At 74.7% G+C, this 4728-nt stretch carries 3 protein-coding genes; all 3 read left to right on the top strand.

The annotated features are described in order from the left end of the window. A partial coding sequence (gene mfd, locus ICW40_RS19915) for a transcription-repair coupling factor (protein ID WP_221655718.1) occupies positions 1-3556 on the top strand: 3556 nt, incomplete at its 5' end. Positions 3557-3660: 104 nt separating this feature from the next. Then, positions 3661-4236, top strand: coding sequence for a SurA N-terminal domain-containing protein (locus ICW40_RS19910; RefSeq protein ID WP_221655717.1), 576 nt, complete (start codon positions 3661-3663; stop codon positions 4234-4236). Next, positions 4233-4728: MazG family protein (locus ICW40_RS19905; protein ID WP_308121933.1), on the top strand; the 496-nt coding region annotated here is incomplete at its 3' end. The genes ICW40_RS19910 and ICW40_RS19905, both read left to right, overlap by 4 nt.

Below are 4728 nucleotides of genomic sequence, written 5' to 3'. Positions count from 1 at the left end.
ACCGGCCACCGAGGGCGGCGCCGCGCCGGCGCCCGTCGTGGTCGTCACCGCGACCGGGCGCGACGCCGACGACCTCGCCTCGGCCCTGCGCTGCTGGCTGCCCGCCGACGACGTGGCCGTGCTGCCCTCGTGGGAGACCCTCCCGCACGAGCGCCTGTCGCCGCGCAGCGACACGGTCGCCCGGCGCCTGGCGGTCTTCCGGCGCCTCGGCCACCCGGACGGCCCGGGGCAGTCGGGCCCGGTCCGCGCGCTGGTGGTCCCCGTCCGGGCGCTCCTGCAGCCCGTGGTCGAGGGGCTCGGCGACCTCGAGCCGGTCGCCCTGCGCGTGGGCGACCAGGTGGACCTCGCGGAGGTCGCCGACCGGCTCGTGGGTGCCGCCTACACGCGCGTCGACATGGTCGAGCGCCGCGGCGAGTTCGCCGTCCGGGGCGGGATCCTCGACGTGTTCCCGCCGACCGACGACCACCCGCTGCGGATAGAGCTCTGGGGCGACACGGTCGAGGAGATCCGGTGGTTCGCGGTCGCCGACCAGCGCAGCCTCGAGGTCGCCGCCGAGGGGCTGTGGGCGCCCCCGTGCCGGGAGATCCTCCTCACGGACGCCGTCCGGACGCGGGCGCAGGAGCTCGTCGCCGAGCTGCCCGGCGCGGCGGAGATGCTGGAGAAGCTCGCGCAGGGGATCGCCGTCGAGGGCATGGAGTCGCTCGCGCCCGTGCTGGTCGACCGCATGGTCCCGATGCTCGACCTCGTGCCCGACGGCGCCCTGGTCGTCGTGGCGGATCCCGAGCGCGTGCGTCGGCGCGCGCACGACCTCATGGCCACGACGCAGGAGTTCCTCGACGCGGCGTGGACGGCTGCGGCCGCGGGTGGGAGCACCCCGATCGACCTGCGCGCGGCGTCGTTCGCCTCGTACGCGGAGACGCGCGAGCTCGCGCTCTCGCGGGGCCTCGGCTGGTGGTCCCTGAGCCCGTTCACCCTCGACGCCGCGGCGGCGACGGCCGACGGCGGCGACACGGCGGCCACAGGCGCAGCCGGCACAGACGACGCAGCGCCCACGGCGGGCGCGAGGACCGGCGTGCTCGCCGACGGCGGCGACGACGCCGTCGAGACCCTCGTCGTCGCGACGCGGGACGTGCACGGCTACCACGGCGACGTGCAGCGCGCCGTCGGCGACCTGCGCACGCTGCAGCGCGAGGGCTGGCGTCTGGTGCTGACGACCGAGGGCCACGGCCCCGCGCAGCGCATGGTCGAGCAGCTGTCCGGCTTCGAGGTGCCCGCGCGGCTCGTCGGGCGGGTGGAGGACGAGCCGGACCCAGGTGTGGTCCTCGTGGTACCGGCCCCCGCGGGCCGTGGCTTCGTCGCGACCGACCTGCGGCTCGCCGTCTTCAGCGAGCAGGACCTCACGGGGCGCGCCGGGACGTCCACCAAGGACATGCGGTCGATGCCCTCGCGGCGCCGCAACACGGTGGACCCGCTCGCCCTGCGCGCCGGGGACTACGTGGTGCACGAGCAGCACGGCGTCGGGCGCTTCGTCGAGCTCGTCCGGCGGACGGTCGGCAGCGGACCGACCGCGGGGACGCGCGAGTACCTGGTGATCGAGTACGCGGCGTCCAAGCGCGGGCAGCCGGGGGACCGGCTCTACGTGCCGACGGACCAGCTCGACCAGGTGACCAAGTACGTCGGCGGCGAGGCGCCGACCCTCAACCGGATGGGCGGCTCGGACTGGGCCAAGACCAAGGGCCGCGCCCGGAAGGCCATCCGTGAGATCGCGGGCGAGCTCATCCGCCTCTACTCGGCGCGCATGGCGACCGAGGGGCACGCGTTCGGGCCGGACACGCCGTGGCAGGCCGAGCTCGAGGACGCGTTCGCGTTCGTGGAGACCCCCGACCAGCTCGTCACGATCGACGAGGTCAAGGCGGACATGGAGAAGACGGTCCCGATGGACCGGCTGATCTGCGGCGACGTCGGCTACGGCAAGACGGAGATCGCCGTCCGCGCCGCCTTCAAGGCGGTGCAGGACGGCAAGCAGGTCGCGGTGCTCGTGCCGACGACCCTCCTGGTCCAGCAGCACCTGGACACGTTCGCCGAGCGGTACGCGCCCTACCCGGTCACGGTCAAGGCGCTCTCGCGGTTCCAGAGCGAGGCGGAGTCGAAGGAGGTCGTCGACGGTCTCGCGGACGGCAGCGTCGACGTCGTCATCGGCACCCACCGCATCATCACGGGCCAGGTGCGCTTCAAGGACCTCGGGCTCGTCATCATCGACGAGGAGCAGCGGTTCGGCGTCGAGCACAAGGAGACGCTCAAGCAGCTGCGCACCAACGTCGACGTGCTCGCGATGAGCGCGACGCCCATCCCGCGCACGCTCGAGATGGCGGTGACCGGGATCCGCGAGATGTCGACGCTCGCCACGCCGCCCGAGGAGCGCCACCCGGTCCTCACCTTCGTCGGCGCGTACGACGAGAAGCAGGTCACGGCGGCGATCCGGCGCGAGCTGCTCCGCGAGGGCCAGGTCTTCTACGTGCACAACAAGGTGCAGTCGATCGAGAAGGCCGCGGCGCGGCTGCAGGAGCTCGTGCCCGAGGCCCGGATCGCGACCGCGCACGGGAAGATGGGCGAGCACCAGCTCGAGCGCGTCATCGTCGACTTCTGGGAGAAGCGGTTCGACGTGCTCGTGTGCACGACGATCGTCGAGACCGGCCTCGACATCTCGAACGCCAACACGCTCATCCTCGAGCGTGCGGACCTCCTGGGCCTGTCCCAGCTGCACCAGCTGCGCGGGCGCGTCGGCCGAGGGCGCGAGCGCGCGTACGCCTACTTCATGTACCCGCCGGAGCGTCCGCTCACGGAGACGGCGCACGACCGGCTCGCGACCATGGCGGCGAACACGGACCTCGGCTCGGGCATGCAGATCGCGCTCAAGGACCTCGAGATCCGCGGCGCGGGGAACCTGCTGGGCGGCGAGCAGTCCGGTCACATCGCGGGCGTCGGCTTCGACCTCTACGTCCGCATGGTCGGCGAGGCGGTCGCGGCGTTCCGCGGCGAGGCCGAGACCCGTCCGGCGGAGGTCACGCTCGAGCTTCCCGTGGACGCCCACGTGCCCCACGAGTACATCGAGCACGAGCGGCTCCGGCTCGAGGCGTACCGCAAGATCGCGGACGCCACGACGCCCGAGGCGCTCGAGGCCGTCCGCCTCGAGCTGGTCGACCGGTACGGGCCCGTGCCGCAGGCCGTCGAGAACCTGTTCGACGTCGCGGGCTTCCGCAACACCGCGCGCGAGGTCGGCCTGACCGACGTGACGGCGCAGGGCCGGTACATCCGCTTCGCGCCGCTCGACCTGCCCGAGTCCGCCCAGCTGCGCCTCACGCGCCTGTACCCGGGCACCATCCTCAAGCCGGCGATTCGCACGGCCCTCGTGCCCTTCCCGACCACGGCCAGGATCGGGGGACGGCCGCTCGCCGGACCGGAGCTGCTCGGCTGGGTCCGCGACCTGGTCGCGGCCGTCTGGCAGGGGAGCGTGCCCGCCGCCGCGCAGGTGGCGGCCGGCGGGGCCGCGCGATGACGTGCGGGCGGCCCGCGGTCCCGGTGCGAACCGGTCGGGCGCACCACGTCGGTCGCCTACCATGGGCGCGCGGGCGCCGAGGGGCGCCCACCGAGGAGGTCCGCGTGAGGGTTCGACCGTCCGCCGCCGTGGTCGCGAGCGTCACCGGCGTGCTGCTGCTCGCCGGCTGCGCGGGTGACCCGTCCGCAGCCGCCGTCGTCGACGGACGCACCATCACGCGCGCCGAGGTCGAGGCCGCGCAGGACGACCTCTCCGGAGGTGGCGGCGTGGATGCCGGCCAGGTGCTCTGGACCATGGCGATCGCGCCGCTGTACATCGACGCGGCCGCGCAGGAGGGCGTCGGGATCTCGTCCGACGAGGCCCGCGCGGCGCTCGCGGAGAACCCGGACGCCGGCGGCGCCGACGGCGAGATCGACCCGGCGACCGTCGAGATCGCGCGCGCCATCTTCTCGGCGACCGAGCTCGAGGGCCTCGAGAACGCGGGCGACGTGCTCGGCGAGGTCAACGAGCGCATCGCGGCGCTCGACGTCCAGGTCAACCCGCGCTACGGCCGGCTCGACCAGGCGACCGGCACGCTCGCACACTCGCTGCCGGCCTGGATCGTCGGGGCGGACGCCGCGGACGGCTCCGACGACGGCGCCGACGACGCCGTGGACGGCGGCGCCCCGGCCGACGGGTGAGCACGCCGCCGCTCGACCCCGCGGGCGGCGTGGCCGACCTCGTGGCGGTCATGGACCGGCTCCGGTCGCCGGGCGGCTGCCCGTGGGACGCCGAGCAGACGCACCGCTCCCTCGCGCGCTACGCGGTCGAGGAGGTGCACGAGCTCGTCGAGGCGATCGAGACCGACGACCGTGCGGCGCTGCGCGAGGAGCTCGGCGACGTGCTGCTCCAGGTGGTGTTCCACGCGCGCGTGGCCGCCGAGCACCCTGAGGACCCGTTCGACCTCGACGACGTGGCCGCGGGCATCGCGGCCAAGCTGCGCCGCCGCCACCCGCACGTCTTCGCCGACGCCGTCGTGCGCGACGCCGAGCACGTCTCGGCGCGGTGGGACGAGATCAAGCGCGCCGAGAAGGGCCGCGCGTCCGCGCTCGACGGCGTCCCGGCGGGCCTGCCCGCCCTCGCACGGGCGCAGGCCGTGCTGTCGCGCGCCGAGCGCGCGGGCGACGCAGCGG

The organism is Actinotalea ferrariae (assembly GCF_019733465.1).
Lineage (GTDB): Bacteria > Actinomycetota > Actinomycetes > Actinomycetales > Cellulomonadaceae > Actinotalea > Actinotalea ferrariae_A.
This window is presented reverse-complemented; position numbering and strand designations above follow the sequence as displayed.